General features: G+C 48.6%; 17 protein-coding genes. All 17 read left to right on the top strand.

Going from position 1 to position 22,708, the window contains the following annotated elements; translation table 11 throughout:
• The first annotated feature begins 75 nt into the window (after positions 1-75).
• Positions 76-4,347, top strand: a complete 4,272-nt coding sequence (locus U719_RS10205) for a PolC-type DNA polymerase III (RefSeq protein WP_200864059.1) — start codon at positions 76-78, stop codon at positions 4,345-4,347.
• A 129-nt stretch (positions 4,348-4,476) separates the two neighbouring features.
• Complete coding sequence (gene rimP, locus U719_RS10200) at positions 4,477-4,944, top strand: ribosome maturation factor RimP (RefSeq protein ID WP_023468684.1); 468 nt, start codon at positions 4,477-4,479, stop codon at positions 4,942-4,944.
• A 17-nt stretch (positions 4,945-4,961) separates the two neighbouring features.
• Complete coding sequence (nusA, locus tag U719_RS10195; RefSeq protein WP_023468683.1) at positions 4,962-6,071, top strand: transcription termination factor NusA; 1,110 nt, start codon at positions 4,962-4,964, stop codon at positions 6,069-6,071.
• A 3-nt stretch (positions 6,072-6,074) separates the two neighbouring features.
• Positions 6,075-6,344 carry an RNase P modulator RnpM gene (gene rnpM / locus U719_RS10190; protein ID WP_023468682.1) on the top strand — a complete coding sequence of 90 codons (270 nt, stop codon included), beginning with the start codon at positions 6,075-6,077 and terminating at the stop codon, positions 6,342-6,344.
• Positions 6,337-6,639: a YlxQ family RNA-binding protein gene (locus U719_RS10185; protein ID WP_023468681.1), complete on the top strand. Its 303-nt coding sequence runs from the start codon at positions 6,337-6,339 to the stop codon at positions 6,637-6,639. Before rnpM ends, U719_RS10185 begins: the two co-directional genes overlap by 8 nt.
• A gap of 15 nt (positions 6,640-6,654) precedes the next feature.
• Positions 6,655-8,826 (top strand): translation initiation factor IF-2, encoded by a 2,172-nt coding sequence (gene infB / locus U719_RS10180; RefSeq protein ID WP_023468680.1) that lies wholly within the window; start codon positions 6,655-6,657, stop codon positions 8,824-8,826.
• Positions 8,827-8,865: 39 nt separating this feature from the next.
• On the top strand, positions 8,866-9,207 hold the full coding sequence (gene rbfA / locus U719_RS10175; protein WP_023468679.1) for a 30S ribosome-binding factor RbfA: 342 nt from the start codon (positions 8,866-8,868) through the stop codon (positions 9,205-9,207).
• A 50-nt stretch (positions 9,208-9,257) separates the two neighbouring features.
• Complete coding sequence (gene truB, locus U719_RS10170) at positions 9,258-10,166, top strand: tRNA pseudouridine(55) synthase TruB (RefSeq protein ID WP_023468678.1); 909 nt, start codon at positions 9,258-9,260, stop codon at positions 10,164-10,166.
• A gap of 16 nt (positions 10,167-10,182) precedes the next feature.
• Entirely contained in the window at positions 10,183-11,112 is a 930-nt protein-coding gene (locus U719_RS10165) for a bifunctional riboflavin kinase/FAD synthetase (RefSeq protein ID WP_023468677.1), read from the top strand.
• A 123-nt stretch (positions 11,113-11,235) separates the two neighbouring features.
• A complete protein-coding gene (gene rpsO / locus U719_RS10160) occupies positions 11,236-11,505 on the top strand; it encodes a 30S ribosomal protein S15 (protein WP_023468676.1) in 270 nt (89 codons plus the stop codon).
• A 138-nt stretch (positions 11,506-11,643) separates the two neighbouring features.
• Positions 11,644-13,863 carry a polyribonucleotide nucleotidyltransferase gene (pnp, locus tag U719_RS10155; RefSeq protein WP_023468675.1) on the top strand — a complete coding sequence of 740 codons (2,220 nt, stop codon included), beginning with the start codon at positions 11,644-11,646 and terminating at the stop codon, positions 13,861-13,863.
• Positions 13,864-13,937: 74 nt separating this feature from the next.
• A complete protein-coding gene (locus U719_RS10150; RefSeq protein ID WP_023468674.1) occupies positions 13,938-15,170 on the top strand; it encodes a pitrilysin family protein in 1,233 nt (410 codons plus the stop codon).
• A gap of 59 nt (positions 15,171-15,229) precedes the next feature.
• Entirely contained in the window at positions 15,230-16,693 is a 1,464-nt protein-coding gene (locus tag U719_RS10145; protein ID WP_023468673.1) for a UDP-N-acetylmuramoyl-L-alanyl-D-glutamate--2,6-diaminopimelate ligase, read from the top strand.
• Positions 16,690-17,949 (top strand): lipid II:glycine glycyltransferase FemX, encoded by a 1,260-nt coding sequence (locus tag U719_RS10140; RefSeq protein WP_023468672.1) that lies wholly within the window; start codon positions 16,690-16,692, stop codon positions 17,947-17,949. The genes U719_RS10145 and U719_RS10140 overlap by 4 nt, the downstream gene beginning before the upstream one ends.
• The gene (locus tag U719_RS10135) at positions 17,949-18,611 is read left to right on the top strand and encodes a M15 family metallopeptidase (protein WP_023468671.1); all 663 of its coding nucleotides are present in this window, start codon (positions 17,949-17,951) and stop codon (positions 18,609-18,611) included. The genes U719_RS10140 and U719_RS10135 overlap by 1 nt, the downstream gene beginning before the upstream one ends.
• Before the next feature lie 153 nt (positions 18,612-18,764).
• On the top strand, positions 18,765-20,429 hold the full coding sequence (locus U719_RS10130) for a ribonuclease J (RefSeq protein WP_023468670.1): 1,665 nt from the start codon (positions 18,765-18,767) through the stop codon (positions 20,427-20,429).
• A 68-nt stretch (positions 20,430-20,497) separates the two neighbouring features.
• On the top strand, positions 20,498-22,645 hold the full coding sequence (locus tag U719_RS10125) for a DNA translocase FtsK (RefSeq protein WP_023468669.1): 2,148 nt from the start codon (positions 20,498-20,500) through the stop codon (positions 22,643-22,645).
• The last annotated feature ends 63 nt before the right edge of the window (positions 22,646-22,708 follow it).

Genomic DNA, 22,708 nt, shown 5'->3' with positions numbered 1-22,708 from the left:
GCAAGAGGAGGAGGAGTTGCTGTCACGGTGTGAAGCGATCAGACAGCACAATTGCGAGTGGATACACAACAACGCATGTCACTGTTGCTGAGTGACTTGGAATTACCGAACGGTATCATTGAAGAATACTTTAACGAAGCAGTTCTTGAGAAGCTTCGCGTCAATAAAGCAAAAGCAACCTGGACATTTGAAATCCGCTTGCCACAGGTTTTGCCCCAAAACGTCTATCAACTCTTTACGAGTCGTTTGATAAGTCGGTATCAGCAATTCGCCGAAGTCAAAGTTATCCTATACGCGGATAGTCGACCAGACGAACGCCTATATCATGATTACTGGCCATATGTCGTGCAAGATCTCGCCGACGTTTCATCGGCGCTGCGGACACAACTCGGACGTGTCTTACCGGAGTTCAAAGAACAGAAATTATTCATTCCAGTCCGAAGTGAACCGGAAGCAGGATTCTTAAAAAGTAGCTTATGTGGGGAATTGCAGTTACTTTATAGTGCTTACGGATTTCCGAAATTCAACTGTGAACCGATTGTTCAAATCAACGAATCGAAACAAGAAGCGTTGCGCAATCAGGTAAAACAGGAAGACATGGAAGAAGCAAAACGGATGCTCGAGTTGCAGTTCAAACGAGAACAATCGCGGGATGACGATGAAGGACCGGTTGAGATTCGGATCGGGAAACCAATTCAAGATGAGATTGTCCCGATTAAGACGATCCAAGATGAGGAACGACGGATTGCGATTCGTGGTCTCGTCTTCTCGGCAGAGAGTCGTGAACTACGAAGTGGAAAGACAATCTTTACGTTCAAAATGACGGATTATACGGACTCCCTCGTCGTCAAGATGTTTGCGCGTGACGAAACAGACGTCAAGATACTCTCTGCGATCAAAAAAGGGATGTGGATTCAAGCGGCAGGTCGCGTTGAGTTCGATACGTTCCTGCGCGATCTTTGTATGATGATTGCCCAACTGTCAGAGGTGAAGATGGAAGCCCCTGCTGACCCTTGGGCAGGCGAGAAGCGTGTCGAGTTACATGCACACTCGCAAATGAGTCAAATGGACGCCGTCATGAACGTGACGAAATACGTTGAACGCGCGGCGAAATGGGGTCATCCTGCTGTTGCGATCACGGATCACGCGGGTGCCCAAAGTTTCCCGGATGCCTACTATGCCGGAAAGAAAAACGATATCAAGGTATTGTATGGAATCGAAGCGAATGTCGTCGATGACGGGGTGCAAGTCGCCTATCATCCCGTGGACCGTAACTTAGATGACGCGACATTCGTTGTCTTTGACGTCGAGACGACGGGTCTATCGGCGATGTACAACAAGATCATCGAACTTGCAGCCGTCAAGATCCACGACGGTGATATCATCGATAAGTTCGAAGCGTTCGCGGATCCGAAGCATCTATTGTCGGCGACGACGATTGATTTGACAGGAATCACCGATGATATGGTCCGCGGAAAACCAGACCCGGAACAAGTCGTCAAGGAATTTATGGACTGGGTCGGCGATTCGATTCTCGTTGCCCATAATGCCTCATTCGATATCGGATTCTTGAATGCGACACTCCGTTCCGGTGGACACGATGAATCGGTCTTGCCAGTCATTGATACGCTTGAGCTAGCCCGTGTTTTGATGCCGACGCTAAAAAACCATCGATTGAACACACTCGCGAAACGATTTGACATCGAATTGACGCAGCATCACCGCGCCATCTATGACGCGGAAGCGACAGGCTATTTGATGGTCAAATTGCTGCAAATGGCAGATGAGATGTTCGACATGAAGACACACGCTTCGCTCAACCGGGAGATGGGGAAAGATATCTCGCGGGCACGGCCATACCACGCGACGGTCTATGCGAAGAACCGGACGGGCTTGAAGAATCTGTACCAATTGATTTCGATTGCTCACACGAAACACGTGCACCGTGTCGTCCGCACACCACGCTCGCAACTCGTCGCGCATCGGGATGGATTGATCATTGGATCAGCTTGCGATAATGGCGAGGTGTTTGATGCTGCCTTGAACAAGTCGGACGAAGATTTAGCAAAAGTGATGCAGTTCTATGATTTCATCGAGATTCAGCCACCCGCAATGTATGGTCATTTGATTGAACGGGAAATCGTTCAGAATGAACTCGAACTGCGCGAACTGATCAAAAAGATCATCCGCGTCGCGGAAGAACATGATATCTTACCAGTCGCGACAGGGAATGTGCATTACCTCGATCAACATGACGCGACGTACCGGGAGATCTTGATCCGGACGCAAGGTGGAGCGAACATGCTGAACATGCGAAAACAATTGCCACCGGCACACTTCCGGACGACGAAGGAAATGATGGATGACTTCAAGTTCCTCGGACCGGATGTGTCGGAACGTCTCGTCATCACGAACAGTCAAGCCGTCGCGGAACAGTTCGAGAACATCGACATCATTCCAAAGGATCTCTATACACCGAAGATCGAAGGGGCAGATGAAGAAGTACGGAACTTGTCGTACGATATGGCGCACCGGATTTACGGCGACACGTTACCGGAGATCGTCGAAGCCCGCCTCGAAAAAGAGTTGAAGTCGATCATCGGTCACGGATTCGCCGTCATCTATCTGATTTCCCATAAACTCGTTAAAAAGTCGCTTGACGACGGCTATTTGGTCGGTTCACGAGGATCGGTCGGATCAAGTCTCGTTGCGACGATGACCGAGATCACGGAAGTCAATCCATTGCCACCGCATTACGTCTGTCCGAATTGTAAGGAATCGGAGTTCTTCGATGACGGTTCCGTCGGTTCGGGATTCGATTTACCGGATAAGTCTTGTTCGAAATGTGATGTCCCATTGTTTAAGGATGGTCATGATATTCCGTTCGAGACGTTCCTCGGATTTAAAGGGGATAAAGTACCGGATATCGATTTGAACTTCAGTGGAGAATACCAGCCACAAGCACACGCCTATACGAAAGTCCTGTTCGGTGACGATTACGTCTACCGTGCCGGAACGATCGGTACGATCGCTGAGAAGACAGCGTATGGCTACGTCAAAGGGTATCAGTCGGAGAATGAGTTGACGTATCGGAATGCGGAAGTCGATCGTCTCGTCAGTGGTGTCACCGGTGTCAAACGGACGACCGGACAACACCCGGGTGGGATCATCGTTGTACCGGACTATATGGATATTTACGATATTAGTCCGATTCAGTATCCGGCAGACGATATGGGTTCTGAATGGAAGACGACACACTTTGACTTCCACTCGATTCACGATAACTTACTCAAACTCGATATCCTCGGTCACGATGACCCGACAATGATCCGGATGCTACAAGATCTGTCAGGACGTGATCCGAAGACGATTCCGGTCGATGACCCAGAAGTCATGAAAATCTTCAGTTCGACGGAATCGATCGGTGTAACGCCGGAACAGATTGATTCAAAAACAGGAACGCTCGGCATTCCGGAGTTTGGAACAAAGTTCGTCCGCCAAATGTTAGAAGAGACGAAACCGACGACGTTCTCAGAGCTCGTTCAGATTTCAGGACTCTCGCACGGAACGGATGTCTGGCTCGGAAACGCCAGCGAATTGATCTACAACGGAACGTGTGAACTAAAAGACGTCATCGGTTGTCGAGATGACATCATGGTCTACTTGATCTACGCCGGTCTTGAACCGTCGCTTGCCTTTAAAATCATGGAGTCGGTCCGAAAAGGGAAAGGACTCTCGATTGACATGGAAGAGGCGATGATCGAGAACGATGTACCGCTCTGGTATATCGATTCTTGTAAGAAAATCAAGTACATGTTCCCGAAAGCCCATGCTGCCGCCTACGTCTTGATGGCTGTCCGGATTGCTTACTATAAGGTCCACCATCCGATGTATTACTACGCTTCGTACTTTACGGTTCGTGCGGGTGACTTTGATATCGGTGCGATGAATAAAGGCTCTGCTGCCGTTCGGAAAGTCTTGCAAGACATCAAGGATAAAGGATTTGAAGCGACGGCGAAGGATAAAGGGCTGTATACGGTTCTTGAAATCGCGCTTGAGATGATCGAACGTGGCTTTACGTTCCAAAAGGTCGATCTCTACCGCTCAAGTGCAACGGAATTCCTCATTGATGGAGATACGTTGTTACCACCGTTTAATGCCGTGACAGGTCTCGGGACGAATGCAGCGAAGCAGATCGTCGAAGCACGTAAAGGCGGCGAATTCCTCTCGAAGGAAGACCTCCAAAAACGCGCTAAGTTATCGAAATCGATCATTGAGACGCTCGATAACCTAGGCTGTCTCGAAGGGTTACCGGACGAGAATCAGCTCTCCTTGTTCGACTTGTAAGCCCTTAGGAACACTTGCTTTGAGCGCTTTCCTATGCTATATTGAGTGAGGAAATGTTTTTTATACTACGACTTGGAAGGAGTAGGGGGACCTGCTCCTTTCTTGTTTGTTTTTTGAAGGAGGATGAAGATGACGAACGTAACGGAAAAGGTCGAAGCGCTCGCAAAACCAATCGTCGAACGAGAGGGGATGGAGCTAGTCGACGTTGAATTCGTCAAAGAAGGGGCGGATTGGTTCCTACGTGTCTCCATCGACAAAGAGGGTGGCGTAGATCTTGAAGACTGCGTCAAAATCAATGAACAGTTATCGGAAGCATTGAATGACAATGATCCGATCGACGAGCCGTATTACCTCGACGTCGCTAGTCCAGGAGCGGAACGTCCACTGAAGAAAGACGAGGACTTCGAAAAGGCGATTGGGAAACATGTGTACATCAAAACGCACGATCCAGTAAAGAATGCGGTTGAATTCGAAGGAACGTTGCTCGCGTACACACCTGAGATGCTTGAAATCGAAGTGCGTGTCAAAACAAGAAAATTGAAAATTGAGATACCGGTCGACAAGATTTCACTTGCGCGACTTGCGGTAATGTTCTGACGGAAAGGAAGAGAACGATGGGACCACAGTTACTCGAGGCGATCAATCAAATCGCGAAAGAGAAGGAAATTGACAAGAACATCATCATCGATGCGCTCGAACAGGCATTGATTTCAGCGTACCGACGCAACTTCGGAAAAGAATCGGAGGCTGTAAAGGTCGAATTCGACCAGCAGACAGGAGACATCCGTGTCTTTGCGCTTAAGGAAGTCGTCGAACGATTGACACAACCAGAAGAGCAACTTTCGCTTGAAGAAGCGCACGAGATCGATCCGACATATGAACTCGGCGATTTCCATAAAGTCGAAGTGACGCCAGGCGACTTCGGTCGTGTTGCAGCACAAACAGCGAAACAGATCGTCACACAAAAAATGCGTGAAGCAGAACGCGAACGCATCTACAATCACTTCGCGGATCGTGAAGATGAGATCATGACAGGTATCGTCGAGCGTCAAGATGCACGCAACTTGTACGTCAACCTAGAAGGTATCGAAGCTGTCTTGACGACACACGAGCAAATGCCGAACGAGCGTTTCGGGATTCGTGATCGCATCAAGGTGTACGTCACGAAAGTTGATCCAATGGTCAAAGGATCAGGGGCATCGATTCTTGTATCACGGACACATCCAGGTCTCTTAAAACGTCTCTTTGAAATCGAAGTACCAGAGATTTCAAGTGGCGAAGTCGAAGTCAAGTCTGTGGCGCGTGAAGCGGGCGACCGTTCGAAAATCGCAGTCGCGGCGGATGACATCGATCCAGTCGGTGCATGTGTCGGACAAAAAGGGGCGCGTGTTCAACGCATCGTCAATGATTTAAACGGGGAAAAAATCGATATCGTCCGTTACTCGGATGATCCGAAAGAATATGTCGCGAACGCACTCAGCCCAGCTCAAGTCGTTGCGGTCTATGTGAACGAACCAGCGAAAGCGACAATCGTCGTCGTTCCAGATTTCCAATTGTCGCTTGCAATCGGGAAACGTGGTCAAAACGCGCGTCTCGCAGCGAAATTGACAGGATGGAAAATCGACATCAAGAGCGAGTCTGAAGCGGAAGCAATGGATCTCGAAGATGTCTTCGCGACGGAAGAGCCGGCAGTAGAAGCGGTCCAAGTCGAAGGCGAGGAATAATTCGTGCAAAAAAAGGTACCATTACGTAAGTGTGTCATCACACAAGAAATGAAACCGAAAAAAGAATTAATTCGTGTCGTCCGGACACCTGAACAAGAGGTCGTCATCGATTTAAATGGTAAGATGAATGGGCGAGGTGCCTATTTATCGAAAGATGCGGCAGTCATTGCGACGGCGAAGAAAAAACGGACGCTTGATCATCATTTGAAGGTCAAGACGACAGATGCCTTATACGATGAATTGCTTGAAATCGCGGGAGGTACAAATGAGTAAATGGGAATCCCTTCTCGGTCTCGCGAATCGAGCTAGAAAAGTGACGACGGGAGAAGAACTCGTACTGAAAGAAGTACGAGGAGGACAAGCGAAGCTTGTTCTTTTAGCAGCAGATGCGGGGGCTGCCACGCGTAAGAAAGTCACAGATAAATGTACGAGTTATCAGGTTCCTTACCTAGAAGTCGCCGACCGGACGATTCTCGGTCAAGCATTAGGAAAGGATGCGCGTGTTGTCGTGTCAGTCAATGAAGCCGGATTTGCGAAAAAGCTAACTGAACTCCTCTCGAACGACTAATTGGAGGTGGATCCTTTGGGTAAACGTGTATACGAATTCGCCAAGGAACAAAACGTAACAAGTAAGCAGGTCATCACCCAGCTCGAAAAGCTGGAGAAACCAGTCAAGAATCATATGGCAGTATTAGATGAACAGACAGTACAGCAACTCGATCAAGTATTTAATCCCGAAAAATATCGGGCTCAAAAGACGGAGGCTCCAAAACAAGTGAAATCAGATAATAAACCGAACCGACCAGGAAGTACAAACAAACCAGCAGGTAACCAATCACGTAACAGCAAAGGCGGACGCCCAGAATTCGGCAACCGTAACAACCGTGGCGGCAAACGTCGTCCGAACCAAAAGAAAGCAGAACCACGCAAACTTGAAGTTGCGGATCCGAACTCGAAGTCGAGTCAACGGAAAGCAGCTCGCCGGGCGCAAGAAGAGGCGATGGCAAATGTCGTTCAATACTCTGACAACTTGACAGTCGGTGAACTCGCTGAAAAAATGGCGAAAAAACCGAATGAACTGATCATGAAATTGATGGGTCTCGGTGTCATGGCGACGATCAACCAAGATCTTGATGACGAGACAGTCGAACTGCTCGCGACAGAGTTTGGTTTTGAAGTCGAAAAGACTGTCCAAGTCGATGAGACGGACTTTGATCAATACGAATTGAACCTTGACCAGTACGAATTGTCTGAGCGTCCACCGGTCGTTACGATCATGGGACACGTCGACCACGGTAAAACGACATTGCTCGATTCGATCCGTAACACGAAGGTCACTGCAGGCGAAGCCGGCGGGATCACGCAGCACATCGGTGCTTACCAAGTTGAGATCGACGGCAAGAAGATCACGTTCCTTGATACACCAGGTCACGCGGCGTTCACGACGATGCGTGCACGTGGAGCAGATGTCACGGATATCGCAATCATCGTCGTTGCAGCCGATGACGGTGTCATGCCGCAGACGGAAGAAGCGATCAGCCACGCGAAAGCAGCTGGCGTTCCAATCATCGTCGCTGTCAACAAGATGGATAAAGAGGGTGCGAACCCTGACCGTGTCAAACAAGAATTGACAGAGTTCGAACTCGTTGCAGAGGACTGGGGCGGCGATACGATCTTCGTACCGGTTTCAGCTCTTAAAGGAGACGGCATCGACGAATTGCTCGAGATGATCCTTCTCGTCTCAGAAGTTCAAGAATACAAATCAACACCAGACATGAACGGTCGCGGAACAGTCATCGAGGCGAAACTCGATAAAGGACGCGGTCCAGTCGCTACACTTCTCGTTCAACACGGAACACTTCGCGTTGGTGACCCGATCGTTGTCGGTCACACGTTCGGTCGTATCCGGGCAATGGTCAACGATATCGGTCGTCGTGTCAAAGAAGTCGGACCATCGACGCCAATCGAAATCACAGGTCTAAACGATGTCCCGAAAGCGGGCGATCAATTCTTCGCATTCGAAGATGAGAAAAAAGCACGCCAAATCGGTGAAGCACGTTACCAACGTGAAATCGAAGCACAACGTCGCGATTCAGCGAAAGTTAGCTTAGAAGATCTCTTCGACCGCATCAAAGAAGGCGAAGTCAAGGACCTCAACATCATCATCAAAGGTGATGTCCAAGGTTCAGTTGAAGCCTTAGCCGGTTCATTGAAGAAAATTGATGTCGAAGGTGTTAAAATTAACATCGTACACTCAGGTGTTGGTGCGATCACGGAAGGTGACGTCATCCTCGCCTCGGCAGCAAATGCGATCATCATCGGATTCAACGTTCGTCCGGATGGTAACGCGAAATCAATGGCGGATCAGGAGAAGGTTGAAATTCGTCTTCACCGGATCATCTATAACGCGATTGAAGAAATCGAGCAAGCGATGAAAGGTCTCCTTGATCCTGAATTCGTCGAGAAAATCATCGGTCAAGCTGAAGTCCGCGATGTCATCAAAGTATCGAAAGTTGGTACGATCGCGGGTGGATATGTCACGGAAGGTAAGTTAACGCGTGATGCAGGTGTCCGTGTCGTTCGTGACAGCATTGTCATCTACGAAGGAAAACTCGATACACTTCGCCGCTTCAAAGATGATGTCAAAGAAGTCGCTGCTGGTTACGAGTGTGGTATTAAGATCGAACGTTATGATGACGTAAAAGTCGATGATGTCATCGAAGCGTTCATCATGGAAGAAGTCAAACGGAAGTAACAGAACGGAATCCATTCTTCCGAACTGGAGGGAACAAACATGAGTTTACGCTCGAATCGTGTCGCCGAACAGGTGCGTAAGGAAATTACGCAACTGCTCATCAAGGATGTCAAGGATCCACGCGTCAAGCCGATTACCGTCACAGGTGTCGAAGTGACAGGAGACTTGCAACAAGCGACGATCTTCTATTCAGTCCTCGGTGACGAAAAAGCACGTGAGGATGCGCGCATCGGTCTTGAAAAATCAAAAGGCTTCATGCGTAAGGAAATCGGATCGCGGATTCGTCTGCGGAAAACACCTGAACTATTGTTCGAGGTCGATTCTTCTGTCGAATACGGATCACGCATTGATGAGTTGCTTCGGAATTTGAACAAAGATTAACACCTAAGGCAACCACGCGTGTGGTTGCCTTTTTTCAAGGAGGACATCACGTGGAACCCATCGGAGTATTACCACTAGATAAACCAGCCGGCATGACGAGTCATGATTGTGTCTTTCGTCTACGTCGCTTGTTTCAGACGAAAAAAGTCGGACATACAGGGACGCTTGACCCAGAAGTAACAGGTGTCTTACCGATTTGTCTCGGTCGAGCGACGAAACTTGCCCGTTTCATCACGGATGAAGGAAAACGTTACGCGGCGGAAGTGACGATCGGTTTTGCAACGACGACAGAAGATGCACACGGAGAGATCGTTCGTGAAACACCGGTCGAACCCGAAAGTATTACTGAAGAGGCGATCGCTGATATTCTGAGCGCCTTGACAGGAGAAATCGAACAGACGCCACCGTATTATTCAGCAGTCAAAGTGAACGGGAAGAAACTATACGAATATGCACGAAAAGGGATTGAAGTCGAGCGACCGACACGGATCGTCCGTATCGATCGATTGGAACGGACATCGGACCTTGTGTTCGAAGATGGTCTTTGTCGCTTCCGCCTTGATATCGCATGTGGAAAAGGGACCTATATCCGGACACTAGCAGTCGAAATCGGAGAACGACTCGGTTATGCCGCACACATGAGCGACTTACGCCGGACAGGTTCTGGTGCGATTGCTGAGACGGACACCGTCACACTCGAGACACTCGAATCGTATGAGACAGTCGAAGAGCGGATGCAACACGTCCTTCCGATCGAACACGTCATCCAAAAATGGCCACGATTGACGGTTGATGCAGCAACAGCGCAACGTGTCTTGAACGGAGCAAAGCTGACAAGCATTCCAGTCGAATTCGAGCTGTTTACTGTCTATAATGAAGAGGACGTACCTTTAGCGCTATATCGACGTCTTCCAGAAGAACAGGTAGCACGCGTCGAGGTCATGCTACAAATCGATTAAGATCGGAGAGAGCATCATGGACATCATACATTTGACATATCCGGAACAGCCTCAAAAAGCCCCTGCTGTCATCGCACTTGGCTTTTTTGACGGTGTACATCTCGGACATCAGCAAGTCATCGCAGCAGCACGGAAAGAAGCGGAGGCTCGTCGCCTGCCTTTGGCTGTCATGACCTTTGATCCACATCCGAAACAAGTACTTGGTAAAGGGGATGAACCGGTCCGCTACATCACGCCGCTTGAACGTAAATTAGAGAAAATCGAACGCCTTGGTGTCGATCGTGTTTACGTCATTGAGTTCACGATTCCTTTCTCGGAATTGTCACCGCAAGCTTTCGTCGATGAATATCTGATTGCGTCCGGTGCAGAGCATGTCGTCGCTGGATTTGATTATTCCTACGGTCGCTTCGGAGCTGGCAAAATGACGACGCTTGATTTTCATAGTCGGGGCACGTTCACGCACACCGTTGTAGCAGAGTTCCAAGAAGAAGCAGAAAAAATCAGCTCAACCCGGATTCGTCGTTTACTTGCTGCAGGAGAAGTCGAACCGGCTGCACGTTTACTCGGAGAACCCTACCAAATCAAAGGCACGATCATTCACGGTGACGCACGCGGTCGACAAATTGGCTTCCCGACAGCCAACATGCGTCCGGAATTTTCTTACGTCATACCGAAACTTGGTGTGTATGCGACATTCGTTCGCTTAGCGGACGGTCGTCGATTCAAAGCGATGACGAACGTCGGCAGACGCCCGACGTTTTATGAGACGGGAGACGTCAGTATTGAGACACATCTTCTTGACTTTGATGAGGATCTTTATGGTCAAGAATTGACGCTTGAATGGATTGCTTATTTACGCGATGAAAAAGCCTTCAATGGTATCGATCAATTGAAAGAACAGTTGACACGAGACCGCGAAGAGGCAAATACACGATTAAGCGTTTGACAGTACGGACAGGGTTCGTTATGATAGGTCAGTACGATTACGTACAGCCGATTCACTTGGCATCTGGTCTCACCATCCGATGCTCGGGAATACGGTCATTCATAAGATGGAGGTGGAGTGACAATGGCACTCACAAAAGAACGTAAAAACGAAATCATCGAAGCATATGCTACGAAACAAGGCGATACTGGTTCGCCGGAAGTACAAGTTGCTGTTTTAACTGAACAGATCACAACTTTGAACGATCACTTACGTACACACAAAAAGGATCACCACTCACGTCGTGGTCTCTTGAAAATGGTCGGTCGTCGCCGTAACTTGCTCACATACCTTCGTAACAAGGATGTTGCACGTTACCGTTCGTTGATCGAGCGTCTTGGTCTCCGTCGCTAATCCCGACGAGAACGAGGTAGGGAAGCAGGAGCATCGTCTCCTGTTTCTTTTTTTTGCCGATTCATGGACTTTTTGCGCAAGAACCTACATAATTAGATTTGAATGAAAAAACGGATAGCAGTGAGAGGAGATTTGTGCATGTCACAAACAAAACAGACGTTTTCGACCGAACTCGGTGGACGTCCATTAACGATTGAAATCGGTCAATTAGCAAAACAAGCGAACGGAGCAGCATTGATTCGTTACGGCGATACAGCCGTTCTTGCTACGGTCGTTGCATCAAAACAACCGAAGGACTTAGATTTCTTCCCATTAACAGTGAACTATGAAGAAAAATTATATGCGGCAGGGAAAATCCCAGGTGGATTCCTCAAACGTGAAGGACGCCCTGGAGAGAGCGCGATCTTGACTTCGCGTCTGATCGACCGTCCGATCCGTCCACTATTCCCGGACGGTTTCCGTCACGACGTTCAAGTCGCGACGACGGTTCTTTCGTCAGATGCTGACAATTCACCAGAAGTCGCTGCGATGATCGGAGCTTCGATTGCGCTTTCGATCTCGGATATTCCATTCGACGGTCCAATCGCAGGCGTGACAATCGGTCGCGTCGACGGAGAGTTCGTCGTGAACCCGACTTCAGCGCAAATGGAAGTCAGCGACATCGACCTTCAAGTTGCCGGGACAAAACATGCCGTCAACATGGTTGAAGCAGGTGCGAAGGAAGTATCGGAACAAGCAATGCTTGAAGCGATCTTGCTCGGACACGATGTCATCAAGGAAATGATCGCGTTCCAAGAAGAAATCGTCGCACAAGTCGGTAAAGAGAAGTTCGACTACACGGTATCAAGCTTCGATGAGACAATCGTCAATCGCCTGAAAGCAGAAGCATTGGCAGAAGTCACACAAGCAGTTCAAGTCGAAGAAAAACAAGCACGTGACGTTGCCATCAACGAAGTCATCGCAAAATACATCGAGTTGTATGCAGCTGACGAGTCAGTCACAGCAGAACAACTAGCAGAAGTATCAGGCGTTCTCAACAAGTTCGTCAAAGACGAAGTCCGCCGTCTGATCACAGAAGATAAAGTCCGTCCAGATGGTCGTGGTCTTGCTGAGATCCGTCCACTTGATTCAGAAGTCGGTCTCTTACCACGTGCACACGGTTCAGGTTTGTTCACTCGCGGTCAGACACAAGTCTTGTCTGTTGCGACACTCGGTGTTGCGGGTGACGCTCAAATCATCGATGGACTGGGTCTGAAGGAAGAGAAGCGTTTCATGCACCACTATAACTTCCCGCCATTCTCAGTCGGGGAAGCACGTCCGATGCGTGCACCAGGTCGTCGTGAAATTGGTCACGGGGCACTTGGAGAACGCGCACTCTTACCAGTTCTTCCGAATGAAGTCGATTTCCCGTACACGATTCGTCTCGTGTCAGAAGTCCTTGAGTCGAACGGTTCTTCATCACAGGCTTCAATCTGTGGTTCGATTCTTGCCATGATGGATGCTGGTGTTCCACTTAAAGCACCTGTCGCTGGTATTGCGATGGGCTTGATCATGGAAGGCGACAATTACTCGATCTTGACGGATATCCAAGGGATGGAAGATCATCTCGGAGATATGGACTTTAAAGTCGCTGGAACTCACGAAGGTGTCACAGCTCTGCAAATGGATATGAAAATTGGCGGAATCACGCGTCAAATCCTCGAAGAAGCACTCGAGCAAGCACGTCTTGGTCGTCTGCACATTCTTGAGCATATGCAAACGGTCATCGCTGAACCACGTGTCGAATTGTCACAATACGCACCAAAAATCGTCACACTCAAAATCAATCCAGATAAAATCCGTGATGTCATCGGACCTGGTGGTAAAGTCATCAACGGTATCATCGATGAGACAGGCGTCAAGATCGACATCGATCAAGACGGAACCGTCTTTATCGCTTCGACGGATCAAGCCGGCATCGATCGTGCCCGTCAATTGGTCGAAGATATCGTCCGTGAAGTCGTCGTCGGTGAAGAGTTCGATGGAACAGTTCGTCGTGTTGAGAAATTCGGTGCATTCGTCGAATTGTTCAAAGGAAAAGACGCACTCGTCCACATTTCGGAACTCGCACTTAACCGTGTCGGTCAAACGGAAGATGTCGTCAAACTTGGAGATAAGCTAAAAGTCCGTGTCACGGAAATCGATGACAAAGGACGCGTCAACGCTTCACACAAAGTCCTGCTCGTCGAAGGCTTAAGTGAAGAAGATCGTGCTGCATACGAAGAAAAGAAAAAGACAGAGCGTGAGAACCGCCCGCCACGTCGGGATCAGGGTTCACGCCCACCACGTGACGGACAACGTCCACCACGTCGTAACTAATGAATCCAAGGTGGCTCGACGGTGCAGAGAATGCAACGAGAGCCACCTTGTTTCCTATATTTGGAGGAATTACTATGATCGAACGGATACAATTAGAAAACGGAGTTCGACTGATCGTTGAACGGATGCCGGAAGCACGCAGCGTCGCGACCGGAATCTTCATTCAAGCAGGAAGTCGGACGGAACAGATCGAGGAGCATGGTATCAGTCATCTCATCGAGCATATGATGTTTAAAGGAACAAAACGCCATACGGCAAAAGAGATTGCGGTTTACTTTGACCGACTTGGTGGAAATATTAATGCGTTCACGAGTAAGGATCAAACGTGTTATTACGTCAAGACACTAGATGAACATGCAGGCGAAGCCTTTCACGTATTGGCGGACATGTTCCTTGAATCGACGTTTGACGCGGATGAACTGGAAAAAGAGAAAAAGGTCGTCATTGAAGAGATCAAGATGTACGATGACACACCGGATGATCTCGTCCATGAGTTATTAGCTGTTGCGGCTTACGGAGAAGATGTCATGGCTCGACCGATTCTTGGAACGGAAGAGAGTGTGCTTCGGATTGATCGTGCGATGATCGGACGATATCTCGAAGAAGCGTATGCTCCGGATCAAATCGTCATTTCCGTTGCCGGAAACGTCTCAGACGAGTTGATTGCGCAGATTCAAGAGCGGATGTCGATTCTCGAATCACGATCGAAGACACGCGAGACGACAGAGCCAAGGTTACAAAATGGTGTGATTCGTAAGGAAAAGGATACGGAGCAGGCTCATATTTGTTATAATTTCCGTGCGATTCCTTCTGCTGACCCACGTTTGCCTGCCCTCGCCTTACTCAATAATGCATTCGGTGCGACGATGTCGAGTCGCTTGTTCCAATCCATCCGAGAGGAACGCGGTCTTGCCTATTCAGTCTTTTCCTATTACACGACGTTTGACGATCATGGAACGTTCACGATCTATGTCGGCACGTCTCCGGAATCGGTCGAAGAGGTCGAACAGGTCCTCGCTGCTGAAATCGATCGCTTGAAGCGGGATGGATTATCGACGAAGGAACTCGAAGATGGGATTGAACAGCTGAAAGGTTCTCTGATTCTAGGCAACGAAGGCACATCGAGTCACATGAATCGAAACGCCCGAAATGAGTTGCATCTACATCGCCATCCATCACTTGAAGAAGTGTTAGCGGATGTCGAACGGATTCGTCCATCGGATATCGAAGGGCTGATTGAGCACATCTTTTCGGAGGAACCGGCAAAGGCCTATATTCTTCCGGCAGACGAAGAAGAGGAAGCATGATAGCAGAACGGAATAGATGAAACATATGAAATGACGATGTCGAGAAAGAAGGAATACCGTTGAATTTAGCTGAATTGATTCAAGTCATACAGACGCAAAAAATCGAACGAATGGTAGAAGTGGACGTTACGTCCATTACGACCGATTCACGGGATGTTAAACCGGGAACATTGTTCGTCGCCATCAAAGGATATACTGTTGATGGACACGACTATGCTAAACAGGCGGAAGCACAAGGAGCGGTCGCAATCGTCGCGGAACAACCGGTCGACGTGTCGATTCCTGTCATTCTTGTTCGTAGTACATCACGTGCCATTGCCGAGTTGGCTGGCAAATTCTATGATTATCCTTCTGAAAAGATGCGGATGATTGGTATTACGGGAACGAATGGGAAAACGACGACGACGACGATCGTCCGTGATATATTAGCGCACCTTGGTCGGAAGACGGGCATCATCGGTACGGTTGAAGTCAAGATTGGTGACCGCGTCGTGCCAAGTCGCAATACGACACCACAAAGCTCCGAGTTACAAGCCTTTCTGTATCAGATGCACGAAGAAGATGTCCAAGATGTCATCATGGAAGTCTCTTCACATGGATTAGAGCTTGGTCGGGTAACGGGTGTCGATTACGACGTTGCGGGATTCACGAATCTGACGCATGATCACCTTGATTTCCACAAAACGTTTGAAAACTATGCGCGTGCCAAAGGATTGTTGTTTGCACAACTCGGTCAACGGCTGTCGACAGAGAAAGTCGCGGTCTTGAATGCGGATGATCCGACGAGTGAGCTGTATGAGATGATGACAGGTGCTCGTGTCATGACATACGGCATCGACAACGCAGCTGATCTTCGAGCAACAGCGATTGAACAGTCGCTTCAACAAACGACGTTCACGATGCTGTACAAGGAAGAACAAGTCGATGTCACGGCGAATTTCATCGGTCGCTTCAACGTCTACAATCTGTTGCTTGCGACAGGGATCCTCTTATCTTGCGGATATGAGCTAGCGACGATTGCAGGCGCGATTTCAGCAATCCGTCCGGCAAAAGGTCGGATGCAACGCTTGCCGATTGAAGGATATAACGTGTATGTCGACTATGCGCATACGCCTGACGGCATCGAACAGTGTCTGAAAGCACTCGTTGACGTACCGAAGGAAAAGATCGTCTTCCTGATCGGGACAGGTGGAAATCGCGATGTGACGAAACGACCAAAGATGGGCGAACTCGCTTCGACGTACGCAGGAACCGTTGTCATCACAACGGATGATCCACGATATGAAGCATATGAGTCGATTACATCCGGCATCGCCAAAGGGATGACCCACGATCAGTTCGTTGAAATCGGTGATCGGGAAGAGGCTGTGCGTTACGCAGCACGACTCGCACGACCAGATAATATCGTCATCTTAGCCGGTAAGGGCCATGAAAAATATCAAATCATTGGGGATGAGAAATTCCCGCTCGATGAGGAAATCATCGTCAAAGAGATGATACGGCAAATGGAGGAACAGAAGTGACTTATCAACCAATCGTTGTAACCATAGATCAATTTGAAACATTCGTAAAAACACATCCCAAAGGCGACTTACTCCAGCTTCCAGCATGGGGAGAAGTCAAAAGCGCGACAGGATGGACACATGAACGGATCGCGGTCGGAACGGCTTCCGGTGAGATTGCCGGAGTTGGTCTTCTTTTGTTCAAGAAAGTACCGAAGCTACCGTTCACGCTTTGTTATGCACCGCGCGGTTTCGTCGTCGATTATACGGATACGGACGCACTTCGCGCCCTTCGTGACGAAGCGATTCGTGTCGCAAAACAACAGAAGGCAATTGCGATTAAATTTGATCCAAACGTCGAGCGGGAAGAATATCCTGGTCTGTTGCAGGAGATGCAAGGACTTGGCTTTAAACATAATGGCTTCGGTGGCGGTTTTGACTACGCGCAGCCACGCTTTACGATGGAGACGAGTCTTGTAGGGACAGAAAAAGAGATCTTCGACGGTTTCCATTCGAAGTTCCGCTACAACGTCCGCCTTGCTGAACGCAAAGGTATCGTATGCGAACAAGCGGATCGTGAAGGGCTAAAGACATTTGCGAAACTGATGATCGAGACGGGCGAACGGGATGGTTTCTCGATCCGCGGTCTGGATTATTTCGAGAATCTGTACGATCATCTCCATCCAAAAGGTGATGCGGTCTTGTTTTTGACGAAACTCGATGTCGTACGTGCGCTTGAGAATACAGAAGCCTTATTACTTCAAGCCGATAAGGAACTCTCGAAGATTCATCGTCAGCTTGAGAAAGAGACGGCTGAGAAAAAGTTAAAGAGCTTAAACAATCGCTTGGAGCAGACGACAGCACAAATCGAAAAAGCCGAGAAGTCGAAGACGGAACTGATGACGATTGCTGCCAAACATCCAAACGGTGTCATCCTGTCTGGTGGTCTTTTGACGCTTGCTGGTCGTCGCTCGTATTACTTATACGGCGCTTCATCGAACGAGTACCGGGAATTCATGCCGAACCACTTGATGCAGTGGACGATGATGCAATATGCGAAAGAACATGGTGCGCTCTCCTATGACTTCGGTGGAGTCAGTGGTTCGACAGACCCGGATGATCATTACGCGGGACTCTATGCCTTTAAATCTGGTTGGGGTAGCCGGATGATTGAAAAAATCGGTGAGTTCGATTATGTACTCAATCGTCCGCTCTATCTGTTGCTTGAGACTGGGTTACCGATTTTACAAAAACTTCGGAAGAAGCTTCGCCGCTGATGAAACGGGGAACAATCTTCGGTTGGATCGTATTTTTATTGACGATGTTTGCGATTGGATTGTTTCTTGCGGCATCCATGAATCGGATGCCGACGATTTTAATGGATCAACCGGAGCTCGGGATTGATAGTTGTCCACGAGATGTAGCGGGGGAAGATCGCTTAATCAATGCAAGCGAGACGAACCTGAAGCGTCTCCACCCAGCTGTCGAAGCAGGGGCAAAGGATCTGATCCGTGTTGCGCATTCGTGCTACAATATCGATATCAAGATTACGCAAGGATACCGCTCGATTCAGCAACAGAACGCGCTTTATGAACAAGGACGTTCTAAGGCAGGGGAAGTCGTCACGAATGCACGTGGTGGTGAATCGATGCACAATTATGGACTCGCTGTCGATTTCGTTCAGCTCGTGAATGGAGAGATTTCATATGATCTTGAGTATGATGGGAATCGGTCAGGGAAAAGTGATTGGCGTGAAGTCGCGGATATCGGAAAAGCGCTCGGTTTTGAATGGGGAGGCGATTGGAAACGATTCGTCGACTATCCTCATTTTGAGATGACGTTCGGGTATTCGCTCGACGAACTGAAGGCTGGTGAACGTCCAAGCCGTTCGGAAAAAGCGAAACGAACGGAAGAAGTCGAAGATTTGTTGAATACGTGATCAACGTCATTCCTGGAGTAATGTGGCAGGAATGACGTTTTTTTTAGATTTCCTAGTCCGATTGTTGGCAGATTGTGAAAATTCGGCTAGAATAGTGATAGTGATAAGTGGACGGCTCACGAAAAGTGAATATGAATTATAGGAGGTCATGTTGTGTCAAAGAAGAAGACGGAAAAAGTAAGCGTCTTTGCTCTTGGTGGCGCCGGTGAGATCGGGAAGAACATGTACGTCGTCGAACTCGACGAGGACATCTTCGTCATCGATGCCGGATTAATGTTCCCAGGAGACGAGATGCTTGGAATCGATAAAGTCATTCCAGACATCAGTTATTTAAAAGAAAACAAAGAGCGGATTCAAGGGATTTTCATTACCCATGGTCACGAGGATCATATCGGGGCACTCAGTTACGTCTTGCGTGACTTAAAAGTACCGGTTTACGGAACGCGTTTGACGCTCGGTTTGATTGAACACAAATTAAAAGAAGCCGGTTTATTGAAAAAGGCAGATCTTCGTCCAATTGATGCCAAGACGAAATTAACCGTTGCAGGTCATTTTATTACGTTCTTCCGGGTCAACCACTCGATTCCGGATGCAGTCGGGGTATGTATTCAAACATCTCAAGGTGCGATCGTCCATACAGGGGATTTCAAGTTCGATTACACACCAGTTGATGGAAAACAGGCGGATTTCGGGAAGATTGCAGCAATTGGTCAACGGGGAGTGCTTTGCTTACTGTCTGACTCAACGAATGCAGAGCGACCAGGGATGTCTGGATCAGAATCGATCGTCGGTTCTGAACTGAACGACGTCATCTATGAGGCACCAGGTCGTGTCATCGTCGCTTCATTTGCTTCGAACATTCATCGTCTACAACAAGTGTTTGCGGCAGCAGAAGCGAACAATCGAAAAGTAGCGGTCGTTGGTCGTAGCATGGTCAATAACGTCGAAGTGGCACAGCGTTTGAATTACTTACGCTTCAAACAGAAAACATTGATTGATCTATCTGACATCAACCGCCTCGACGACAACCAAGTCGTCATCTTGACGACAGGATCGCAAGGTGAGCCGATGGCAGCCTTGACACGAATGGCGCGTAACGCACATAAGCAAGTCAATATTCGCTTGAACGATACGGTCGTCGTTGCGGCTTCGCCGATTCCGGGTAACGAAAAGTCGGTTTCGAAAACGATCGATCTTTTGTTCCGTGCTGGTGCGAATGTCATTTACAACCAACGGAAAGTACACGTGTCCGGTCACGGTCATGCGGAAGATCTGAAGTTGATGCTCAACTTGATCAAACCGAAATTCTTCCTACCGATTCACGGAGAATTCCGGATGCAAAAGGCACACAGTCGTCTCGCACAGACGGTTGGCGTGAATGCGAACAACATCTTCATCATCGAGAATGGGGATGTCGTTGAGTTCGAGAAGCGCAAAGCACGGATGTCACGCAAAGTGAACGCTGGAAACGTCTTGATCGACGGAATCGGTGTGGGTGATGTCGGAAACATCGTCCTTCGTGATCGTCGCTTGTTATCGCAAGACGGTGTCGTCCTTTGTGTCATTACGATCAGCCGGAAAAACAAAACGATCGTATCGGGACCAGAAATCATCTCTCGCGGATTCGTCTACATGCGTGAATCAGAGGATATGATCAACGAAGCAAACCGAATCGTTGCGAAACAACTACAAGGTAAATTAAACGGAGAATTGGATTGGACGGAGATGAAGTCGTTGATTCGAGATAAACTGAGTGCTTATCTCTATGAACAGACGAAACGCCGCCCGATGATTCTTCCAATCATCATGGAGATTTAACAAACGAGCGGCTCAGATTGACCAATACCTGGTCCACTGAGCCGTTTTTTTATCAGGAGGGATGACGTATGGCGACGACGAAACGAAAACCTGTACGAAAAAAAACGCCGCCACGGAAACGACCGGCAGCGAAGAAACAACGTCAGCCGATTGCGTATCGTACATATGCGACCATCATCGCAATCGTCTCATTATTAGCTTTCGTTCTCGCTTTCGGGGAGTTCGGGAAAGTCGGACTGACGCTAGCTGATGGAGGAGAGCGGTTAATTGGTCAGTTCGGTTCCTTATTATATGGTGGAATCGGTGCTGTGCTACTTTTACTCCTCTCGAATGCGTCGCGTGCTCAAAAATGGGCATGGTCGATGTTACTGATGGGTTCAGTCGTCTGGATTGATCTATTGCTCGGAGCACCACGTGGTATTCTCAATGGATGGCTCTATCAAAACGCAGCTTATTATATTTCGAGCGTGGGTGCCTTCTTGATTGGTCTGTTCTTCATCGGAACGGCCGTTCATATACTAAACCCATCGTTTTATGGAGAGCTGTGGCTTGGGCTCCGAGAACGTGCAGAAGAGTTTCACAATCGTGAACGGACACCACGTCCTCGTGTCGAAAAAGAGTTGAAAGCGAAACCGGTTCGTGAGAAAAAAACGAAGACATTGCGACCAGCAACTATCGAGGAACCGATCGAAACGGAACAAGAAGCAGAAGATCCTTCCGTCAACATTCAAGACGTTCCGATCATCGGTTTCACGGATCACGTTGAACCGCAAGCAGCGGAGACACAAGGACCGTTGACGATGACAGAGACACCCGACGGTTATCAATTGCCGTCGCTTGATTTGTTAGCAGAACCAACATCAAAAGACTTGTCCGGTGAGAACAAACGATTGAAGGACAATGCGACGAAATTAATCGCGACCTTAAAGTCGTTCGGGATCGGAGCAAAAGTTTTAAAGATTCATCTCGGACCTAGTGTCACGAAGTACGAGATTGAACCAAAACAAGGAATCAAGCTTAGTCGAATCACGGGACTCGCCGATGACTTAGCGCTAGCGTTAGCCGCAAAAGATATTCGGATCGAAGCACCGATTCCGGGTAAAGCGGCTGTTGGAATCGAGGTGCCGAACCGTGAAGTCGCCATGGTATCACTTCGAGAAGTACTAGGAGCGGAGAGCGTCCAATCGGACAGCGATCGTTTGCTCGTCGCACTCGGACGAAGCATTTCTGGTGAGACGGTGACAGCGAAGTTGAATAAGATGCCACACGTCTTAGTTGCCGGTTCGACGGGTTCCGGTAAATCGGTCTGTATCAATGGGATGATTGTCTCGATATTGATGCGGGCACGACCGGATGAAGTCCGCTTGATGATGATTGACCCGAAAATGGTCGAATTGAACGTCTACAACGGCATTCCGCACCTCTTAGCGCCCGTCGTCACCGATCCTAAAAAAGCGGCACAGGCATTAAAACAGGTTGTCTCGGAAATGGAACGCCGTTATGAGATCTTCAGTCAAAACGGAGCGCGCAACATCGAAGGCTACAATGCACTCATTGATAAGATGAACGCAGAGGAGAAAGTGCATCAACGATTACCGTACATCGTTGTCATCGTCGATGAGTTAGCTGACTTGATGATGGTCGCGTCAAACGAAGTCGAAGATGCGATCATGCGACTTGCACAAATGGCGCGAGCAGCAGGAATTCATATGGTCATTGCGACGCAGCGTCCGAGTGTTGACATCATCACCGGTGTCATCAAGGCGAATATCCCGTCGCGGATCGCATTCAGTGTATCGAGTGCGACTGACTCGCGGACGATTCTTGATACGGGAGGCGCTGATAAATTGCTCGGACGAGGAGATATGTTGTTACTTGGTAACGGCATGAACAAACCGGTCCGCGTACAAGGAGCCTTTTTATCGGACGAAGAAGTCGAGAAGGTCGTCAATCATGTCATCAGTCAGCAAAAGGCACAGTATGTTGAAGCGATGATTCCAAAAGATGTACCAGAGGGCGAAACAGAGGTCGACGATCCACTTTACGATGAGGTCGTCCAGTTCATTCTGACACAAGAGACGGCATCAACGTCGATGATTCAACGAAAGTACCGCATCGGTTACAACCGAGCTGCCCGTCTTATTGATGCGTTAGAAGAAAACGGTCTGATTGGTCCATCTGAAGGATCTAAACCACGTCGCGTCATGGGACGTTAATCGAGTAGAAAGGAAGTCGTGGAATATTCCAAGGCTTCCTTTTCTTTTCTAGAAAAATGTATA

It is taken from the genome of Exiguobacterium sp. MH3, assembly GCF_000496635.1.
Classification (GTDB): Bacteria; Bacillota; Bacilli; order Exiguobacteriales; family Exiguobacteriaceae; genus Exiguobacterium_A; species Exiguobacterium_A indicum.
Note: the sequence above shows the minus strand (reverse complement) of the source record. Positions and strands in the feature narration are given on the sequence as shown.